Here is a 19,071-nt window from a genome sequence, read left to right as displayed (position 1 = left end):
GTCGGCGGAAGGAACGTATACCGGTGGCACGCTTCCGGGTGGTGACCAAGCACCAGGTTTCGGGTTGGCGGTTCCTGTTACATCGGATCGAGCATGCTCTGGTCCGTCGCGACGCCTCGATGATCGACGACCCCTCCCGCGGCCGGTCCACCGCGCTGGCGGTCGGGGTGGCGCTGGCCTGTGTGGGGATCGCCGGAGCCGCGGTGCTGGCGTTCTTCAAACCCGCGAAACCGGTCGGGAATTCGCCGATCCTGGCCGAAAAGGACACCGGTGCGCTGTATGTGAAGCTGGGTGAACGCCTGCATCCCGCCCTCAACCTCACCTCGGCCCGGTTGATCGTGGGGCAGCCGGCCAAACCGGTGGAGGTGTCGCAGTCCGAGCTCGCGAAGTATCCGCGTGGCCCGTGGGTCGGAATACCCGGTGCGCCCGGGCAGATCAACGACGAGGCGGAGAAGGATTCCGAATGGACCGTCTGTGACACCGCCCGAACCGGTGCCGCGGCACCGGTCGACCAGGAGACCGGCCTGCCGACACTGTCGCGTTCGGCGGTGCTCACCACCGCCATCGCCGGGCCGCTCACCGTCGACGGCGATGCAGTGCACGAACTGAGCGGCCGCCAGGCCCGGCTGCTCCGCGGTGAGGACGCGACGTGGCTCGTGTATTCCGATCCGGAACAGGGCGTAGTACGCGCCGAGATCAATCTCGCCGATTCACCGGTGATGCTTGCCCTCGGGATCGACAGCCACGCACAGGTGGCCGCCGCTTCGCCCGGACTTCTGGGGGCGATACCCGAGGTCGCGCCGATCCGGGTGCCGGACGTCCCTGGATCCGGCACCCCCACGACGCTGAAACCGGCGCTCGACGCGGTGGTCGGGTCCATCGTCACGGTTGCCACGCCGAATCAGCCGGCCACTTATTACCTGGTGTCCAATTCCGGGCTGGTGCGGGTCAGTGGGGTGCTGGCGTCCATCGTGCGCAACGCGAACTCACACGGTGCGGTCGCTACGACAACGATCGGGCCGGATGTGGCGGCGGCGAACCTACGTCCCGGCGATTGGCCGGGCACCGCGACCTATCCGGCCGAGTCGGTCGAAGTCCTCGATCCCATTCGCGACCTGATCACCTGCTACCACTGGGAGCGCACGGGTACCGATCCGGATGCGCATACCCGGTTGCTCTTCGGCAGGCAACTGCCGCTCACGAAGCAGGAACAGGGCCGCACCGTTGGATTGGTCACCGCCCCCTACTCGGGCGGTATGACCGCCGATTACGCCTACCTGCCCCGCACCTCGGGCAAATTCGTGCAGGTCACCGGTGCCGAACCCGGCTCACCGCTGCGCGAATCGCTGTTCTGGATCTCCGACAGCGGTGTCCGCTACGGCATCGATGCGGATTTGAAGGCCGGCGGCGGGAAGGATCCATCGCTCACCGCACTGGCGCTGCGTGACCCGGTCCCGGCGCCGTGGAGCATCATCTCGCTGTTCGCCGTAGGTCCGACACTCTCGGTCGGCGACGCCATGATCCAACACGACGGGATACCGCCGAATATGACGGGTGCGCAGATGACAGGGAACAAATGACCGCGACGCGCCGTTTCGTCCGGCCGGCCCGTATGGTGCGCGGGCCGAAGGCTCCCGCTGTCACCGAACTCCGGCTGCAGCCGCCGACCGAGCTGCCGCGGCCGGTGCCGATGTCCAAACTCAAGATGATCATGCCTGTGATCATGGTGTGCGCCATGGTCGGCATGATGGCGATGATGTTCTCCGGCGGCCGGGCCATGTCGCCGATGATGTTGATGTTCCCCATGATGATGATCGTGTCGATGTTCGGCATGCTCGGCGGCCAGCTGGGTGGGGGTGGGGGAACCAACAGCACCGCGGCGGGGTTGAACGAGGAACGCAAGGACTATCTGCGCTCGATCACCGACAACCGGAAAACGGTGCACGAGGCCGAAACCGAACTCTACAACTATCTGTCCTACACCCATCCCGGCCCGGCCGGGCTGGGTCGTCTGGTCGGCGGTAAGCGGATGTGGGAGGTGCAGGTCGCCAATCCCCAGTTCCTGCGTGTGCGGATGGGGCGGGGACGGATCGCCAACCAGGTCCGGGTCATCGTGCCGGAGGCGGCGCCCACCTCGGATCTGGACCCCGTCGGTGTGGTCGAGCTGACCCGATTCGCGAAGGCCTATTCCACAGTCGGCGGGATGCCGGTCGCGATCAATCTGCTGTCGGCGCCGCTGGTCGGCCTCGACGGCGACGCCGACGCGGTGGCCGGTCTGGTCCGGGCCATGCTGGCCGAGATCGTAGTCCTGCACGGACCGGACCAGGTCGCGGTGGCGGCGGTGCTCAACAATCCGGATGACCCGCAATGGGACTGGTTGAAATGGCTGCCGCATACCCAGCACCCCGCGGAAACCGACGCTGTCGGATCGAGCCGCATGGTGTACCGGACCGTGGCCGAACTGCGGACGAAGGTACTCGCGGGGCTCAACCGCGGCCCGTTCTCGGCGAACAATGAGCCGGCGCTCGACAAATCGCACTATGTGCTGATCGTGGAATCCGGTGGCGCGAACACCGACCGGGATATCTCCGGTATCGACGGCTGCACCTGGCTGCGGCTCGGCGAGGCCGAGCAGTCGCTGCCACGGTCGCTGAAGTTCACCGTTGCCGCGGACCGCACGCTGCAGGAACTGACACCACGCGGTAGCCGGTTGGTCGGCACTGCCGACAATATGTCGATCCCGCAGGCCACCGCGGTGGCACGGACCTTGTCGCCCTACCGGTTGTCCACCGTGGTGGAGGCGGTGGCCGCCGAACAGGCCAGTGGCAGCACCTCATGGGAGGATCTGGTCGGCATTGCCGATCCGGGCAATATCCGGGTGGACCGGCAGTGGCCGGTGCGCCGCGACGCCGATCGCAACCGGTTGAACATCCCGTTCGGCCACGACCCCACGGGTCAGGTGGTGCACCTGGATATCAAGGAATCCGCCGAGGAGGGCATGGGCCCGCACGGAATGTGTATCGGCGCCACCGGCTCCGGCAAATCGGAGTTCCTGCGCACCCTGGTGCTCTCCGCGATCGCCGAGCATTCCCCGGACGTGCTCAACCTGCTGCTCGTCGACTTCAAAGGTGGTGCCACCTTTCTCGGTTTCGACCGGCTCTCCCATGTGACCGCGGTGGTCACGAATATGGAGGAGGAGGCCGATCTCGTCACCCGTATGGAAGACGTGATCAACGGCGAGATGGCCCGTCGTCAGCGGATCCTGCGCGACGCGGGGAACTTCGCCAGCGTCGCCGACTACGAGAAGGCGCGTGAGCAGGGTGCCCGGCTGGAGCCGCTGCCCACGCTCATGATCATTCTCGACGAGTTCGCCGAACTACTGGAGCAGCATCCGAGCTTCTCGAAGCTGTTCGTCGCGATCGGCCGCCTGGGCCGCTCGCTGCGGATCCACCTGCTGCTGTCCTCACAGAAGGTGCCGGCCAACCGGATGGGTGAGCTCGAGGCCCATCTGTCGTACCGGATCGCGCTACGCACCAACCAGACCAGCGACTCCCGTGACGCCATCGGCACCGCGGACGCCTACCACCTGCCGAAGAAACCGGGCTCCGGCTATCTGCGCGTGGGCGCGGGTGATCTGCAGCGCTTCCAAGCGGCCTATGTCGGCGGACCGTATGTCGCGCCGGCGCAGGCGACCGCTTCCAGTGCGCAACGCGCTCGCCGACCCGGTGGCGGATACAAACCGCCGCAGCGGTTCACCTCCGCATTCATCGCGGAATCACGTCCGGCGCCGGTGGTGGCGGCCGTACGAGCGCCCGAACCGGAGGACACCGACAGCGAACCGGTGAGCGTGATGGAGACGGTGCTGCAGCAATTCGCGCGGCACGGCCGCCCGGCCCACAAGATGTGGCTGCCGCCGCTGGGCGTTCCGCCCACGCTGGACAGGCTGACCGCAGCGGCCGAACCCGGCACGCTCGTGCTGCCGTGGGCGATCATCGACAAACCGCGCCAGCAGCGCCAGGACGTCTGGTCGGTGGATCTCTCGGGTGCGGGCGGACACGTCGCGGTCGTGGGCGGTCCGCAGTCCGGTAAATCCACGGCGCTGCAGACTCTCATCCTGTCGGCCGCGCTGACCCATACACCGGAACAGGTGCAGTTCTACTGCTTCGACTTCTCCGGCGGCCTGTCCGCGATGCGCGCACTGCCGCATGTGGGCTCGGTGGCCTCGGCACGTGATGTGGACCGGATCCGGCGGACCTTCGCGCTGATCCGCAATCTGATCGCAGCGCGGCAGGCGCTGTTCGACCATCTCGGTATCGATTCCATGCGTGAATTCCGGCGGCGCCGCAACACCGCCGAGGGCTCGGCCGAGTTGTCGTCCTACGGCGACGAGCACGGCGATGTGTTCGTCGTTGTGGACGGCTGGGACATCGGATTCGCCGTCAACGGCCCGTACTACGACGAGTACATGCCGACCATGGAGACCGTCGCGCTGCAGGGCCTCAATTACGGCGTGCATTTGGTAATCAGCAGTTCTCGCTGGGCGGCGATCCGGCCCCAGCTCAAGGACCTGATCCAGACGCGCCTGGAGATGCGTCTCGGCGACCTCACCGATACGGTGTTCGGCGCCCACCGCGCCGTGGTGGCAGCGGTGCCGCCGAACCGTCCCGGCCGCTGTGTCTCGACCGATGCCCTCCATATGCTCACCGCGCTGCCCCGCACCGACGGTAACGGTGATGCCGATACGGCGGCAGCGGGGTTGAGTGCGGCGATAACCCAGGTGAGCGAGACCTACGCGGGCCGGCAGACACCCGAGGTCCGGTTGCTGCCGGCCCAAGTGACGATGCCTCAGATCCTGGCACGCGTCCCGCAGCCCACGAATCTGGCCGAACGGCTCGCGGTTCCGTTCGGTGTCCGTGAATCCGATCTGGGGCCGGCCGTCATCGACTTCGGCGTCTCCACCCATTTTGTGATCCTCGGTTCGACCGGTTGCGGAAAATCGACCGTGCTGGGGGCGCTACTGGAATCCATCCGCACCCGGTTCACGAAAGACGAGGCCCGGGTGCTGCTGATCGATTACCGTCGCCAGCATATGGAGGCGGTACCCGAAGAGCAGTCGATCGGATATCTCACCAGCGCCCGCGATGTGGTGGACAATCTGCCGTTCGTCACGGAGAAGCTCCGTGCTCGCCGGGCCCCGGACGGGGTGACCTCTCAGCAGCTCAAAGAGCGGTCCTGGTGGAGTGGTCCGGAGATCTTCGTGGTGGTGGACGACTACCACATGGTAGTTCAGCGTGGGCAGATGAACCCACTCGACCCGCTGCGGGATCTCATCGTCGACGGCCGCGACACCGGCTTCCACCTGATCGTTGCCCGCAATATCGCACAAGCGGACTCGGCCATGTACGACACCGTCCTCGGGCAGGTGAAGAACCTGAACTCCTCGGGTTTGATCATGGATGGAACGAGGATGGACGGCATGCTCATCGGCGATGTGAGACCCACCAAACAACCCGTGGGCCGAGGGATTCTGGTGGAGCCGCTGACTTCGACGAAGGACCTCGTACAGTCCGCTTGGATCCCCGAATGATCGCTGTCTCGCGGCTGTTCAATGGGACTCCCCATGAATGGGAATGGCCTAGCGTACTTCATGTACCGCTCTGTTGCGCCGACCGGCAACGGGCACGGACGCTTATCGATCGGAGTTATCGATGATCCCCTTCGAAGTCAACCCTGGAGAGCTTCCGGCCATCGGCGCCGCGGTGAATGCCCAGGGCGCCAGCCTGGCCTCCTTCCTGCAATCGGTGGCGCCGTATACGGTGCCGGAACCCTCGGTTGCCTGTGCGCCGGGTTTCTACATGACGGCGGGTCTCGGCATCGTCGATGTCGTGATGAACGCCTACCTGGCGGCCTCCAACGCCGAAAGCGGCCTCTTCGGGTCCAGTCTCGGCCCCGTATCGGTGACCTTCGAGTCCACCGACGTCGCCGGCGGCGCGGGAGTGTCGGCGGTCGGAGATAGTGTCGCGAGCCGGGTGTTCGGCGGCTGATCGGTAACTGGTCCGGAGCAGGGATGCTATGCCGTTCTTCGAATATTTCGCCCTGGAGCCGCTGCAGAATCGAGATCTGATCGATTCCGGGGCCGGTGCGGCACCACTGACCAATGCTTCACGCGCTTACTCGGCGATCGACGACGCGCTCGAATCCACGGCGGCCAATACGGACGGCCTGATCAGGAACATGGGCGTCGTATGGCCGCGCGGAGTGAGTTCCGAGCGTGCGCAGGCGGCATTTAACAAGCACAACCAGTGGGTGCGTCAGCAGTCGAATACCGCGTCGAAAATCGCCCAGTTGGCCAATCAAGGCGCGCAGCTGCACAACAGCGCCCTCGGGGCGATGCCGTCGCGGCTCGAGATCGAACTCGCCATCGCGCAGTTGGCCGCATCCGCTGCTCTGATGACGACATCCGGCACGGTTGCCTCCGCGGGAGCCGGGCCCGCCTCCGCCGCAGCCCTTTTGGTGTTCGCGGGGGCGAGCGCGTGGCACGCCATGGCCGAAATCGAATACAACCGCCTCAAAATACAGGCCGCCACGACGATGATGGGCTATGAGATCGGAGCCTTGGGTCTGCTGGTCGATCTCGTAGGGGTGGCGGGCTCGTTCACCCCACCTCCGCCCATCGTCGTACCGGGCTCTGGTTCGGTCCCCCCGGTGGCGCACGACCCGGTGACTCCACTACAGGACCTGATCACCAAAGGTCCCGACAGCTCGTACTACCCCGGGGACAAACCGACGACGACCACCGAGACCGGCCAGCACACCGGAAACGGGTCGGACTCCGGAGGTGATCCGAATACGGGTGGTTCCGATTCGGGCACTGGTGGGGACGGGACGGATCCGGGGCCGTCGGGTCCGGAACAGCAGTCGCTCACCGATCCGCAGCAGGCGATCGGATCCGAATCCGGATTCGACTCCGGGTCCACCGGCTACGGCACGGAGTCGTCGTATTCGAGTCCGCTGCTGGGTGTTTCCTCGGAATCCTCGACGCTGGCCGCCCTCGGTGGCGGTGGTGCGCTGGCCGGCTTCGGGCTGGCCCGTGGGGGTATCGGTTCCATGCCCGGCGCGGCAACGGGATTCCGGTTGCCGGGCAATTGGAATCCCGCGTCGGGTACCGCGTTCGGCGCATCCAATCCCGCGGCGGCCTCGGGTGCGCCGGCTCGCGGTGCGGCGCGGCGGGTATCGGCGCCCACCGCGCGGATGCGGCGTCGCCGCCGGGACGAGGAAACACGGACGGGGAAGGTGTTCACTCCGGGCGAGCAGTTCGAGGTCCCGGAGCTCGAGCGGCCGCCGGTGATCGGTGTCATCGAATACGAGGACGACGAACCCGATACCGAACTGCTCGTGGACTCCTCACTCGTGGGAGTACTGGACCGGCTCGATGAAGAGAATGAGCCGGAGAATGGATACAACGCCCGGTGAGTTGACCGGGTTCATTGAACATCGAAAGGGAGAACACCATGGTTAACGCTAGCCAGGCGGTAACACAGGCGAATCCGGACGACTTGGTCGCCATTGCCAAGAAGATGGACGGCCCGTCGCAGAACCTGCAAGCGCACCTGAAGGGACTCACAGATATTCAGGGCATCCTGGAGGCCGCATTCAAGGGTAATGCCGGCCAAGCGGTCTACAATGCGTTCGGTAACGTCCACTCCACCGGTTCCCAGGTCGCGCAATACCTGGAGAGCGTCATGGCTCAGATCAACTCGGCCAGCTCGAAATTCGGCAATGAGGACGACGATGCCAGGAAAGCGATCGAGGGGATCGTGAACGGCATGGGAGCAGCCGCTGACGGGACCTACAACTCAGGTGTCAGGGACGAGGGCTGGCAATCCGCGAATGCCGAAAGCACCGTGGGTCCGTCGAAAGCGAAAGTGGACTGGGCGTAGTAACACACTTCTGACCGGATCAGTTGAACCACCAGATCCGTTCTCAAATTTTTCGAAGGGTTAAATTCAATGAGCATGGAAATATTTACCGACAAGGCCGAGATCGAACTGGCTCTGAGCAAGTCGAAGTCTGTGGTTGCAGGGTTGCAGGACAGTGTGACCGAGCTCGCTGGGATGCGGGACTCGCTTATGCAGAGTTTCAACGGTTCGGGCGCCACGATCTACAAGGAGGTGGCGGACAACCTGGATGCGCGGCTGAAGTCCTTCTCGAGCAGCATCACCGATCTCGACAAGGCGACGAACCACGCCGCGACGTTGATCGGCGATGCGGACACCGCAGTTGCCGGTATGTTCCAGAACCTCCTCTGAGGCGAGTGGTGGTTTGACCGAAAATACGCCGGTGGGCACTACATCGGCGGAGGTGGAATCCGGCGATCCGGTATCGGTGGATCTGAACGTCGATGCCGCCCTTGTCCTGAAAGACATGGTCGGCATCGACACTTATCCATTGGTTCTGGCGATCATGCCGAACGTCTACCGAATCTCCGACCGCGACCGAGTCCGGGCGGTTGTCGCGGAACAGCTCGCCGCGGACGGAATCATCACCGATGGCGAGGTCGATCCGGTGGTCGCCGGATGGCTACGGTGCCTGTATCGCCCGGATACCGAGCTGGCCATCCGAGTGCTCGACAACGGTCGCGGTGGAGAAACCCCGACCATGCTGCGTGCCGCGCTGGTCCGCAGCGGGGAGCGGCACGTCCTCGCCGTGCGCTGTGACGACGAGGTCATCATCCAGTCGGTTTTCCACCAGGGCCGGCAGCTGGATACGCTCACTGCGGTCCTGGAATCGATACTCGGCGACTATCCGGTATTGGATTTCGAACCGTTCACCAAGTCCGAGACCGATACGGAGGATGCCGAGCCGCCGCAGGACACCGACGGGGTGCGCGCGGGTCTCCGTGCGCTGGGCGCCACACCCCGGACCGCGAATGTGCTCACCCGCGCTCTGGGCGAAATCGTCCGCCAAGCCGAAGTGCTCATGATCGAGCACCGGGACGGTGGACCTGAAACACCCGACTTCACAATCTGTATGAACGTACTGGACACGTTTTCCGGGCGGTTCGTGATCACACCGAGCGTAACGTTGGACGGCCGGACCCGGTCGACCTTCCGGCCGGGCGACCACGCTGCCCTGCGCAGTGGTATCAACACTCTGGCCGAGCTGCTGCCCGGCCGTAGCTGGTTCGATACCGCACGTACCGGTTGACGTTCCAGTGCTGGATGAGAGGACGGTGAGATGAACCGGGCACCGACAACGAACGGCGACGCGACCTCCGCGCTCGCCAAAGGCGGTTACGACGCCTACTTCGCGCAGCTCGACGAACATCCCGGTAGTGGAGCGGCCACGGCCGCGAGCACTTCCGGCCCTCCTGAAATCTCATCCGCGGCCGCTGGGCCCGGGCCGACCACAGCACCGGAATCGGGGACCGATCAGATGAGTTCGGCCGTACCGCACCCTCCGGTGCCGGGGTCGTCGACCGAATCGCCATCGGCCGGTGCCCCGCAGGCCGCGGTCGCGCCGCCACAGCCCACCGGCCCCCCACCCGAGGCGCCCGCTGTGGACGATGGCGAACTCGCTGACCTGCGACAGCGCGCGGCCACGGCGCACCAGCAGGCGGCCGCCGAAGAACAGCAGGCCATCGCACGCCGGCAGCAGCAGGGTGCCCAGGGCGTAGCGGCGCCGCCCCCCGCCGGCCCCCCGGTCGCGTCGCCGGAACAGAGTGCGGGCGCGTCGGACACCTGGACGTCACCGCCGGTCGCGGGGCCATCTCCGGCCGCGTCGCCGTACACCGCTCCCACGCAATCCGCGCCTACGAGCGGATACTCCACCACCCCTGCCGGGTACGCCGGGTCACAGCAGTCCTACGCCGGCTACTCCCCGGTCCCGGGCGCCCAAGCGGCGGCTCCGCAGCAGGCCGCCGACGCATCCCGGGTGCCGGACCGGATCCACCGACCGGCCTATGAGGGCACCGGGCGTATCGAGGTGCTTCCGCCCGCCCTGGCCTCCGCGGAACTACTCGCCGAGATCGCCGCGGTACGACAGGCACATCTGCGTTCGAACAAGGGTGTCCGTGGCGCGCTGAACAAGGTCGGTTTCAACCTCGGCCTCTCACCGGCCGAACAGGAGGCCGAGAACCGGCGCACCCGGATCCGCCGTCAACTCACCGCGCCGTACCAGATCGCGGTGGTGAGCGTGAAGGGCGGCGTCGGCCGGACCACGACTGCCGCCGGGCTCGGATCCACCTTCGCCAAACTGCGCCCGGACCGGGTGATCGCTATCGATGCGAACCCGGATTTCGGCGATCTGTCCAGCCGCACCACGCGTCACCAGTTCGGTCTCACCCTTCGTGACCTCGCGCAGGCCGGCGGCCGCCTGGACTCGTTCTCGGCCGTGCACTCCTATACGGCCGTCAATACGGCCGACCTCGCGGTGGTGGCGTCGCCCTGGAGTACGGACGCGGGGGAGGCGCTGACCGGTGCCGAATATCAGACCGGTGTGGAAATTCTGCGTCGCCATTACAATCTGCTCGTGGTCGACTGTGGAACCGGTGTGCTCGATTCGTCGACCAACACTGTGCTGCGTACCAGTGACGCGGTGGTGGTCGTGACACCCGCGACCGTCGGCGGGGTGACCGGAGCCGTCGCGACCCTGAACTGGTTGAGTTCGCACGGCTTCGATCATCTGATCGCGGCCTCCATGGTGGCCATCGTGCGACAGCACCCCGTGAAACCCACGGTGGATATCGAGGCCATCGAGAAACTGTTCGCCTCGGCACAACGTCCCACCGTTCAGATCCCGTTCGATCCCCATCTCGCCGAAGGCGGCGAGATCGATCTGCGCATGTTGGACAAGGAGACCGCGCTGGCCTTCGAGAACCTGGCGGCCGGCCTGGCCGACGACTTCCCCGGTTATGTCGCTGAGCCCTCCGGCGGCGACCGCGGAGGTATGCGGTGACGTCTGTGCAGACGGCGCCGGCGGCTCCGTCCGGCGACGCCGCACCCGCGGAGGTGGCGCGGGCGCGGATCGCCGTCATGGTCGCCACCTACCAGGTGGATGTGGTCGTGCCGACCAAGTTCACCGTCGAGACCTTTATCGACGACCTGGTCGCGGTACTCGCCAATGCGATCGGTGACGAGGAGGTCGATTTCACCCCGCCCCACGGCCAGTGGAGTCTGGCGCGGCCGGGCGAACCGCCGATCCCGCGCTGGCGCAGTCTCGGTGACCACGACATCGTCGACGGGACGGTGCTCATGCTGGCGCCGGTGGAGTCGTCGGAGGTCTTCACCCCGGTCGTGGAGGACATCACCGATGCGCTGGCACTGATCAACGAACGTGAATTCGCCGAGTTCGATGCCGATACCGCCGCGATCGTGGGGCTGGGTGTCTTCGGTGCCGGAGCGGTCGGGCTGGCGACCATGCTGTCGTGGGCGTGGACCCAGTCCGGTTCGCTGCTGTGGTGCGGATTGCCCGCGCTGCTGCTCGGCGTGCTGTGCTGGGCGGCAGCGGTGGCGATCCGCGGTAGTGGTGCGGCCCGCCGGATTTCGCTGGGCGCGGGACTGGCCGCGATCCCGCTGCTCTTCGCGGGTAGCGCCATGCTGGTTCCCCCCGCCTACGGTGAGCCGGGGCCCTTCGCACCGGCCAACATCGTGGCCGGCGCGGTCGTCACCGCTGTCGCCGCCATGGCCATGATGCGGTTGACGGGCAGTGGTATCGCCACTCTGATGAGCATTGCCGTGCTCGGCATCGTGGTGACCGCTATCGTGCTGCCGCTGGCCTACTTCGATCTGGTGACTCGTCAGGTGGCGGGCGCCGCGGTCTTCGTGGGGCTGATATTGCTCACCACAGCGCCACGGATCGCGGTGGTCATCGCCAAGATCCGACCCCCGGACCTGCCCGATCCGGGCAACGAGGTGAACCCGGCCACTCTGACCGATATCTTCGACGCGGAAACCCACCGCGATGTGGAGCAGGATGCCGCGGTTGCCGCGGCTGCCGAGGAGTCGCGCCGCACCGCGGAGGCGGGCATCGAGAGCCGGGCGCGGCTCGCGGTCACCAGCCTGCGCGGCCTCATCGTGGCCGTTTCCGGGTTGCTGTCGGTGGCCACGGTGATCTGCGCCGCGGTCAGCCCGGGCGGGATCCGGGAGATCGTGATGGCTGCCGCGGTGGCCGGGATTCTGGCCATGCGGTCGCGGTGGTACCCCGACCGTGTTCAGGCGATCGCCTTGGTCCTCGGGTCCGCGGTTACCGTGCTCGGTGTGGCGGCCGTGCTCGTGACGGCGTACGAGACATCGTTCGCGCGGCTCGTCGTCGTGCTGGTGGTCGCCTTGATCGCATGTGGCGCGCTGGCCGCGGCGCTGCGCCTGCCCGGCAAGCGGCTGACTCCGGTCACCCGCCGGATAACCGACCTCATCGAGTACGCGTTGATCCTCGTGGTGCCGGTGATCGCCTTCTGGATCATGGGTGTGTACACCGCCATGCGAGGGATCTGATGACCTTTCGCCTGAACAGGGCTGCCGCGGCAGCCCTGGCTGCTGTTGTGCTGGGCGCCACCGCTGCGCCGGCGGCTGCCCTGGTGCCCCCGGAGGTAGTGGTCGGTGTCGCACCGCCGGACGGCCCGCCGGCCCCGGAAGTACCGACCAAGCAGGACAGTGGTTGCCTGGCGACCGGTGTCCTGCGGGATACGGATATCTCCCGGACACCGCCGTCGGAGTTGGCCTTGAACCTGGCCGACGCCCGGACCCTCAGCCGTGGTCTCGGGGTCACCGTCGCCGTCGTGGATACCGGCGTCTCCCCGCATCCGCGGCTGCCCAATGTGGCGGGGGGTGGGGACTATGTCGCGGCCGGCGGCGACGGACTTCAGGATTGCGATGCGCACGGCACCCTGATCGCCGGGATAATCGGCGGCACGTCCGATCCTGCGGACGGCTTCACCGGTGTGGCGCCCGACGCGCGGATCATTTCCATTCGCTATCGGTCTGCGGCGTTCCGGGTGGAGCGCGGCATGGCCGACCAGCGGGAGCGCCTGGCGCTGGAAGTGCGGACTCTGTCGCGTGCGATCACGCACGCCGCGAATTTGGGCGCGGGCATCATCGCGGTACCGCTGCCGATATGCCTGGCGGTGGATTCGGGTGTCGATCTGGGGGTCCTGGCCGAGGCGGTCGGGTACGCCGTGCACACCCGAGGATCACTCATCGTGGCCGGTGCCGGAAACGCCGAGACCAGTGGCTGCTCCCAGAATCCGGGCTTCGATCCCGGACGACCCGGTGACCCGAGGAACTGGAAGAACGTCAAAACAGCCTCGCTTCCGGGGGTTTTCAGTGAGTCCGTGCTGACGGTGGGGTACACGACCGCGTACGGCGGAGTCACCGATAGATCCCTGATGGGTCCATGGGTGTCCGTAGCCGCGCCCGGCACCGGTATCGAATCGCTGGGGCCGGGTTCGGCCGGCCTGATCAACGGCGTCGGGCCACCCGACAAACTCGGCCCCGTCGGTGGTTCCTCCTTCGCCGCGGCGTATACCGCGGGGGTCGCGGCCCTGGTGCGCTCGCGGTATCCGAACGAAACCCCCGCGGATATCACCGCCCGGCTCACCGCGAGCGCGCATGCCCCGGCCCGCGGTATCGACAACACGGTGGGTGCGGGGATGATCGATCCGGTCGCGGCGCTGAGCTACCGCACGCCGCCCGAACCTCCGGAGGGCCTGTTTCAGGCCGGGCCGCTGGAGGTGCCGCCGCCGCCCCGGCCACCGGACGCCAAACCCGGGATCACCGCGGCGATCGTGATCATCGCGGCGGTGCTGATCGGTGCGGCGACAACCTACGGCGTGAACTCGTGGCGGAGGCAGCGGCAGTGACGATTACCGCGGAACGGGCCGTCCGTGCCCCGGGCCGCCGGGTCGCCGGGGTGGAACGCGGCCCGTTCGCAGTGATGGCGATCGGAGGCAGTGTGGTGATGGCCGGATTGTCCTCGTATCTACCGCTGTGGGGTGCCGCATCGATCGTCGCCGGCTTGCTGCTCACCGTGGTCGTACGAATCCGGGGCCGGACGCCGGTGCGATGGTTCATCGATTGGTTCGACTTCCGGACCGGTAGATCGGGCCGGGCGAAGCTGCTCACCGCGCCGCTTCCGGTGCGCGATATCGATGTGGCCGCCGGGCTCTGCGGTATCGCCGAGGACGGCGACGTGCTCATTGCCATGATCCAGCTCGCGCCGAACCTGGACCTGCCGACGGTGATCGCCGAACAGACCATCTACACCGAGGACACCGTCTCGGTGGCGAGCCTGCTACCGATGCTCGACCATTACGGCATCGGTATCGACATCGACATCGTGACCACCGGTCAACGGGTGCGGGCGGCCGGCAGCTACAGCATGCTCTACGACCAGCTGATCGGGTCCCATCCGGTGGTCGGAAACCGGCTGACCTGGCTGGTTCTCCGGCTGGACCAGGAACGCAATCTACGAGCTCTGGCCAAACGCGGACCGTGTGCGGTGGTGGCACCGCGCACTCTGGCCACTGCGGCGCACCGGATCGCCGGCCGGTTGCGTGAGCGGGGCGTGGCGGCGCATCCGCTCCCGGCGGCGGCTCTGCTGGAGGCGACCCGGCTGCTGCACTCCGGTGCGGAGCTCGGTGATCTGACCGAACAGTGGGACCGCTTGAAGACCTCGGTGCCCGGACGTTTCGTCACGAGTTTCGGAATCGACTGGACACAGCTCGACGATTCCGGCCTGGACGACTGCTGGACCTGGAACAGTGGGCGCACCACGCTCGTGGTCAGCCTTTCCGGGGCGGACCGGCCCAGGGCCGTCGTCCGCTATATCGGCCCGGCCATGACCGAAGCGCTGCCCGACTATCTCCGCCGATTGCCCGGCCGTCAGTCGGTGGCGCTCCGTTCGACCCTGCCCACCGGAGTCTCGCTGCGTGAGTTGACCCGGGACGAGAACACCGTCGAGGAGGCGCCCGAGGAGTTGAGTGCGGGACTCGCCGTCCCGATCGGACCCAACGGTCAGATTCTGGGCGCGATCAGCGGTCAGACGCGCCATCAGCTCGCGATGCCGCTCTTCGATCCCGCCCCCTACAATCCGCGTCGCCGCACGGTCGATGTACAGGCGATGCTGCCCGTCGCGCAGCAGTTGGTGTTGCGCGCGACCGTGGTCGGCGCCGATATCGAGGTCCATACGAGCCGACCGCAGCGCTGGCAGCATCTGGTGAGCGCGGTCGGCGACGCCAGATCGCTGCGGTTGGTCGAGGCGGGTGAGGAGGAGCCGGGTGCGGGCGCCACCATCACGGTTTTCGACCAACTGCCGCCGCAGGCCTCCGCGGCGCCGACCACCGTCTCGATAAGCGATCCGGGAAGCCCGCGTCGGGGGTCGGTGGATCTGTCGATCGAACAGGTCGGCGAAGCTCAGCTGGATGTACGGATCCCGATGCGCACCGTCCGGGTGAACCTGGTCGAACCACGCGGCGAAACCCGCTATTTCGATCACAGCGATCGACCGCCGACGGTGGCCCCGCCGTACGGCAACTCCGAACGGACCGTACCGGTGACCCGGCCTCAGGGATATCCGGCCCGGTGAGTAGGACAGAGCAGGTAATCTCGATGACCGTGGCAGCGGATCCCGAGTTCGACAATGGCAGATTCGACAACCCGGACGGCGTGCAGGAGCAGACACCACGGCAGGCCGCCGCGGCGATCTTCTCCAGCCGACTGTCGGAACTGATCGCCGAATCTGTCGTGTCCACCGAAGACGGCTCGACCCGTGGGCTGACCTTGTATTCGCTTGCCCAGCACCTGGAACTCGCCTATCCGGACGTACCGGTTTCGCAGTCCGGTCTGTACCGGTTGATCCACGGCGACGCCATCCCCCGACTCGATCTGATCATCGCGCTGGCGCGGGTGTTCGATGTGCCGCCCGAGTATTTCGTGACGGCGGAGAAGACTCGTTGAGCCGGGTCGCGGAGCAGGCTGCCCGGGCGGATCGCGAGGCCAGCTCGGGTTCCCGGTGGTGGGAATGATGGCGCCGTCCGCGGATTCATAGCCGATACCATTCCGGCTATGCCCGATGCGGATTCCGGAGACGTATTTCTCCGCAATCGAGGTGCGATTCTGGATGCGCTGCTGTCGGATCCGGCTTTCGGGCTCACGGGGAACGCACCCGAAGCGGCGCCCCCCACACCCGAACCGGAGCCGGTGTCCAGCCCGGTTGCTCCCGAAATCGCCTTCGACGAATCGCTACTCGCCCCGGCTCCCCGGGCACGTGAGGCGTCGGCTCCTATCGACGAGACTCCACCACCGGTGGGGGTCCGCTCGACTCCGGTCGAACCCGATTCGGGTCCCGCGGTATCGCGGCCGCGTCGATCGACGGCCGGACCTTCGGCGAGTGAGCGGATCAACGCGCTGCTCAGTGGGCAGCTGCCCGATACCCGGGACTCGTCGTTCGCCTCGGACAACGCCGAGCGGGTGGCGGACCGGTTGAACTCGACGGCCCCGCCCGAGGCCGAGGCCCAGCGGGCGGCCGACCCCGAACCCGCCCGTCCCGAACGGCAGTCCCCGCAGGAACTGGCCCGCGAGGTCGTCGAGCAGCTGCGCAAACCGCGGGTGGCCCTGGCGATCGCGGCGGTGGTCGCGCTGCTGATCGTGGTGCTGCTGGTGGTGACGGGGGGCAAGGAGGAGGCGGACACCCAGCCGCTGGCCGTCGCTCCGGCACCCACTCAGCCGATGCCCCAGACCACCGCGCCGGCCGGCGGCGGCACCATCGAACCGGAGTCGGCGGAGTCGAAGTGCCCCTCCGGCGGCACCGACGGTATGGACGCTTTCTCCGGCGAACCCGACAAGGCCTGGTCGTGCCCCCGCGCGTACAAGATCGACGGTCAGGTGCTGCGAATCGATCTGGGCAAGAAGTACAAGATCGAATCGATCGCCATCGTGCCCGGCTGGGACCATGTGGCCACCGACGGCACCGATCAGTGGACGAAATTCCGCACCGTCAGCCGTGTCTCCTACCAGTTGAACGACGACGACAAGACCACCTACACCCAGGAGACGCTGGACCAGCGGTCGCTGGTGGTGACGCAGATCGAGCCACCGATCGAAGCGTCGGAGATCACGCTCACCGTTTTGAAATCCAGTGGCGACACATCGGCCAACACCGTGGCCATCTCCTCGATCGTCATCACCGGACAGTGAGGCCGGTCATGGGAGACGGGGCGCGGCGATGACGGTGCGATGCCAATACTGCGGTCATTCCGCCGCCGCCGGGGTCTCGGCGTGTACAAATTGCGGTGCGCCTCTGCCCGTACCACCGGCCGGGCATGACCAGCCCCCGGCGCCGGTGGCCCCCCACGGTATGGCAGCCGGACGTCTGGCCGAGATGAGCGGCTGGACCGCGGCGCAGGCCATAGCGGACAGGCACGGGCACCACGGCGGCCACGGGACGGCCGAGCCGGAGCATCGGGATGCCGAGCACCACGAGCGCACTCGGCACGACCGGCATCATCACGGGGTGCTCGGATTCATCCGTTCCCATCTGGTCGACGAAGCGGAAACCGTAGTCAGGAAACACCATCCGAAATGGCAATGGCGCGCGGCCGGCGGTATAGCGGTGGCGGTTCTGCTGGTGCTCGCTTTCCTGATGGTGAAATCCTGCACTCTGGCAGGTCCGCCGCTCACCGGGCCGGTGGGTTTCGGTGGGGGCGGTCCCGTCGCGGCGACCGACGCCGTATCGGCTCTGCCCGGCCCGTTGCGCACCGCGTCCTGCCGTCCGCACGACGAGACCGACGGTGTCCAGAGCTGTGTACTCGACGCCGGGAGCCCGTTGCTGATGGGGGAGATCACCGGGGGTCGTCAGCTGGCGTTCCAGGTGCAGACCGCCGCACCCGGTGCTCTCGCCCAGGCGGTGGCGCAATGGCGCTCCGCCGGCGGCACCGTCGTGTCCGACGGTGAGGTGTTCGCGGCGATCAGCGCCTCCGCGGCGATCTGGTACGCCGACACGCAGTCGGGCCTGCGGGTGGACACCGGTGCGTTCACCGACAGCGCGGGTGCGCGTACCTTTCTGATCCGGTCCGGGTTGCTGCATCCGTAGTGCGGCCAACCGGCGGCCGTGTCGTGGCGAACATCTCATCGGTGTGCTTTCTTCCCGGCGCGCCGGATCCGGTGACCGTTTACACACGCGTAACGTACCGCTATACAACGGCACATTAAACGCGTAGAGTGCCTGGTGAAGAAGTTCGAAACCGAAGCGGAAAGGCGCGGATCACGGTGACGACAATGCAGGACACAGTTTCGCCGATGCGATTCCGGATTGATCCGGACGAACTGGGGTCGGCGCGTTTCCGGACCGCGCTGTACCGCACGGCCGAGGCGCCGCCGGGTGAGTGGCGATTCACGCTCTACGCCGCGGGTGAGGGTGTTTCGCTGAGCCGGGTCCTCCCGGTGCTGCACAGCCTCGGCGTCGAGGTCGTGGACGAACGGCCCTATCAGCTCGAATCCGACGGTGACCGTTCGGACTGGATCTACGACTTCCGCTTACGTGTGGTCTCGGCCGTGCTACGGACCCAATTGGACCCCGAGCTGGAGGCCGACCTCGATCAGCCCGAAAGTCCCGGCGTCCAGGGAATCGCACAGAGATTCACCGCGGCATTCGAAGCCATGTGGTTCGGTGTCGCCGAAGTCGATACGCTCAACGAATTGATTCTGCGGGCCGGCCTGCACTGGCGTCAGGTCGTGGTGCTGCGTGCCTACGCGAAATATCTGAAGCAGGCCGGATTCTCCTACGGCGCCGCCGGTATCACCCGCGTGCTGCTGGCCAATCCGGATATGTCCCGCGGTTTCGTGCGCCTGTTCGAGGCGTATTTCGATCCCGATGGCGACGCCGATTCGGCGGCCGGGATCGCGGAATGGCTGGAAGCCGAAATCGACGCGGTGGTCAGCCTGGACACCGACCGGGTGCTGCGCGCGGTGCTGAATGTGGTCACCGCGACCCTGCGCACGAACTACTTCCGGTGCGACGGCGAAGGCGAACCGCCCGCGCACCTCTCCCTCAAATTCGATCCGCAGTCCATCACCCTGT

The 19,071-nt window shown here is 66.8% G+C and carries 15 protein-coding genes; all 15 read left to right on the top strand.

Translation table 11 applies throughout. The features are described from left to right. The first annotated feature begins 23 nt into the window (after nucleotides 1-23). Nucleotides 24-1,580 (top strand): type VII secretion protein EccB, encoded by a 1,557-nt coding sequence (gene eccB, locus NF4_RS34345; RefSeq protein WP_063131568.1) that lies wholly within the window; start codon nucleotides 24-26, stop codon nucleotides 1,578-1,580. Then, the gene (gene eccCa / locus NF4_RS34340) at nucleotides 1,577-5,587 is read left to right on the top strand and encodes a type VII secretion protein EccCa (protein ID WP_063131567.1); all 4,011 of its coding nucleotides are present in this window, start codon (nucleotides 1,577-1,579) and stop codon (nucleotides 5,585-5,587) included. The genes eccB and eccCa overlap by 4 nt, the downstream gene beginning before the upstream one ends. Nucleotides 5,588-5,708: 121 nt before the next feature. Next, entirely contained in the window at nucleotides 5,709-6,044 is a 336-nt protein-coding gene (locus NF4_RS34335) for a hypothetical protein (protein ID WP_063131566.1), read from the top strand. 28 nt (nucleotides 6,045-6,072) lie between these two features. Beyond that, nucleotides 6,073-7,473 (top strand): PPE domain-containing protein, encoded by a 1,401-nt coding sequence (locus tag NF4_RS34330; RefSeq protein ID WP_063131565.1) that lies wholly within the window; start codon nucleotides 6,073-6,075, stop codon nucleotides 7,471-7,473. Nucleotides 7,474-7,511: 38 nt separating this feature from the next. Beyond that, nucleotides 7,512-7,940: a WXG100 family type VII secretion target gene (locus NF4_RS34325; RefSeq protein WP_063131564.1), complete on the top strand. Its 429-nt coding sequence runs from the start codon at nucleotides 7,512-7,514 to the stop codon at nucleotides 7,938-7,940. 69 nt (nucleotides 7,941-8,009) lie between these two features. After that, nucleotides 8,010-8,309: a WXG100 family type VII secretion target gene (locus NF4_RS34320; protein WP_063131563.1), complete on the top strand. Its 300-nt coding sequence runs from the start codon at nucleotides 8,010-8,012 to the stop codon at nucleotides 8,307-8,309. 31 nt (nucleotides 8,310-8,340) lie between these two features. Then, nucleotides 8,341-9,207, top strand: a complete 867-nt coding sequence (locus tag NF4_RS34315; RefSeq protein WP_232330784.1) for an ESX secretion-associated protein EspG — start codon at nucleotides 8,341-8,343, stop codon at nucleotides 9,205-9,207. A 30-nt stretch (nucleotides 9,208-9,237) separates the two neighbouring features. Next, on the top strand, nucleotides 9,238-10,956 hold the full coding sequence (locus NF4_RS34310) for an AAA family ATPase (RefSeq protein ID WP_232330783.1): 1,719 nt from the start codon (nucleotides 9,238-9,240) through the stop codon (nucleotides 10,954-10,956). Beyond that, a complete protein-coding gene (gene eccD, locus NF4_RS34305) occupies nucleotides 10,953-12,491 on the top strand; it encodes a type VII secretion integral membrane protein EccD (protein WP_063131562.1) in 1,539 nt (512 codons plus the stop codon). Before NF4_RS34310 ends, eccD begins: the two co-directional genes overlap by 4 nt. Then, entirely contained in the window at nucleotides 12,491-13,855 is a 1,365-nt protein-coding gene (gene mycP / locus NF4_RS34300; protein ID WP_063131561.1) for a type VII secretion-associated serine protease mycosin, read from the top strand. Before eccD ends, mycP begins: the two co-directional genes overlap by 1 nt. Further along, nucleotides 13,852-15,579, top strand: coding sequence for a type VII secretion protein EccE (eccE, locus tag NF4_RS34295; RefSeq protein WP_232330782.1), 1,728 nt, complete (start codon nucleotides 13,852-13,854; stop codon nucleotides 15,577-15,579). The genes mycP and eccE overlap by 4 nt, the downstream gene beginning before the upstream one ends. 23 nt (nucleotides 15,580-15,602) lie before the next feature. Beyond that, complete coding sequence (locus tag NF4_RS34290; RefSeq protein WP_157120753.1) at nucleotides 15,603-15,950, top strand: helix-turn-helix domain-containing protein; 348 nt, start codon at nucleotides 15,603-15,605, stop codon at nucleotides 15,948-15,950. A gap of 108 nt (nucleotides 15,951-16,058) precedes the next feature. Then, nucleotides 16,059-17,189: a discoidin domain-containing protein gene (locus NF4_RS34285; RefSeq protein WP_063131560.1), complete on the top strand. Its 1,131-nt coding sequence runs from the start codon at nucleotides 16,059-16,061 to the stop codon at nucleotides 17,187-17,189. Nucleotides 17,190-17,349: 160 nt separating this feature from the next. Beyond that, nucleotides 17,350-18,084, top strand: coding sequence for a hypothetical protein (locus NF4_RS34280; protein WP_063131559.1), 735 nt, complete (start codon nucleotides 17,350-17,352; stop codon nucleotides 18,082-18,084). Between the two features lie 206 nt (nucleotides 18,085-18,290). Beyond that, nucleotides 18,291-19,071 (top strand): NAD-glutamate dehydrogenase domain-containing protein (locus NF4_RS34275; protein ID WP_232330781.1); only part of this gene is annotated, 781 nt, incomplete at its 3' end.

It is taken from the genome of Nocardia fusca NBRC 14340 (genome assembly GCF_001618425.1).
Classification (GTDB): Bacteria; Actinomycetota; Actinomycetes; order Mycobacteriales; family Mycobacteriaceae; genus Nocardia; species Nocardia fusca.
This window is presented reverse-complemented; position numbering and strand designations above follow the sequence as displayed.